Origin of the sequence: Planosporangium spinosum, assembly GCF_049999945.1 — a bacterium.
GTDB lineage: Bacteria > Actinomycetota > Actinomycetes > Mycobacteriales > Micromonosporaceae > Planosporangium > Planosporangium spinosum.
The window spans coordinates 1-1,586 of the sequence record NZ_JBLYUB010000073.1 but is presented as its reverse complement, the minus strand read 5'-3'; the positions used below and the strand labels follow the sequence as shown (position 1 = coordinate 1,586).

General features: G+C 58.6%; 2 rRNA genes. Both read right to left on the bottom strand.

Annotation, left to right across the window (positions count from 1 at the left end):
• Positions 1–66: 66 nt before the first annotated feature.
• A 5S ribosomal RNA gene (gene rrf, locus ACNTMW_RS34250) occupies positions 67–183 on the bottom strand.
• Positions 184–277: 94 nt separating this feature from the next.
• Positions 278–1,586 (bottom strand): 23S ribosomal RNA (locus tag ACNTMW_RS34245); the annotation flags it as partial.

The window sequence follows — 1,586 nt, the reverse complement described above, 5'->3', positions numbered from 1 at the left end:
CCGGGGTAACCGGGGCCGGATACGGGTCGAGGCCCACCCGGACGGGTGGGCCTCGACTCCGAAGATGTCCGGCGGCGTCCTACTCTCCCACACCCTCCCGGGTGCAGTACCATCGGCGCTGGAGGGCTTAGCTTCCGGGTTCGGAATGGAACCGGGCGTTTCCCCTCCGCCATGACCGCCGTAACACTATGAACATGGACCAGCCTCGACCCGCACGGGGATGCTCGGTTTGTTCAGAATCGCACAGTGGATGCGGCAAATACGTCGACCATATGTGTTGGTCAAGTCCTCGGCCTATTAGTACCGGTCAGCTCGAACCCGTCACCGGGCTTCCACATCCGGCCTATCAACCCAGTCGTCTACCTGGGGGCCTTACCCCCTTTAACGGGGTGGGAGACCTCATCTTGAAGCAGGCTTCCCGCTTAGATGCTTTCAGCGGTTATCCCTTCCGAACGTAGCCAACCAGCCGTGCACCTGGCGGTACAACTGGCACACCAGAGGTTCGTCCGTCCCGGTCCTCTCGTACTAGGGACAGCCCTTCTCAAGTCTCCTACGCGCACGGCGGATAGGGACCGAACTGTCTCACGACGTTCTAAACCCAGCTCGCGTACCGCTTTAATGGGCGAACAGCCCAACCCTTGGGACCTACTCCAGCCCCAGGATGCGACGAGCCGACATCGAGGTGCCAAACCATCCCGTCGATATGGACTCTTGGGGAAGATCAGCCTGTTATCCCCGGGGTACCTTTTATCCGTTGAGCGACACCGCGTCCACCAGCCAGTGCCGGATCACTAGTCCCGACTTTCGTCCCTGCTCGACCTGTCAGTCTCACAGTCAAGCCCCCTTGTGCACTTGCACTCAACACCTGATTGCCAACCAGGCTGAGGGAACCTTTGGGCGCCTCCGTTACCCTTTAGGAGGCAACCGCCCCAGTTAAACTACCCACCAGACACTGTCCCTCGACCCGATCAGGGCCGCAGGTTAGATACCCAAATCAACCAGAGTGGTATTTCAACGCTGCCTCCACAACGACTGGCGTCGCTGCTTCACCGGCTCCCACCTATCCTACACAAGCTAACTCAGATACCAATGTCAAGCTATAGTAAAGGTCCCGGGGTCTTTCCGTCCTGCCGCGCGTAACGAGCATCTTTACTCGTACTGCAATTTCGCCGGGCCTGTGGTTGAGACAGTGGGGAAGTCGTTACGCCATTCGTGCAGGTCGGAACTTACCCGACAAGGAATTTCGCTACCTTAGGATGGTTATAGTTACCACCGCCGTTTACTGGCGCTTAAGTTCTCCGCTTCGCCCCGAAGAGCTAACAGGTCCCCTTAACGTTCCAGCACCGGGCAGGCGTCAGTCCATATACCTCGTCTTACGACTTCGCATGGACCTGTGTTTTTAGTAAACAGTCGCTTCCCCCTGGTCTCTGCGGCCACCCCCAGCTCCGGCAGCATGTGCCCTCACCAGCGGTGGCCCCCCTTCTCCCAAAGTTACGGGGGCAATTTGCCGAGTTCCTTAACCACAGTTCACCCGATCGCCTTGGTATTCTCTACCTGACCACCTGTGTCGGTTTAGGGTACGGGCC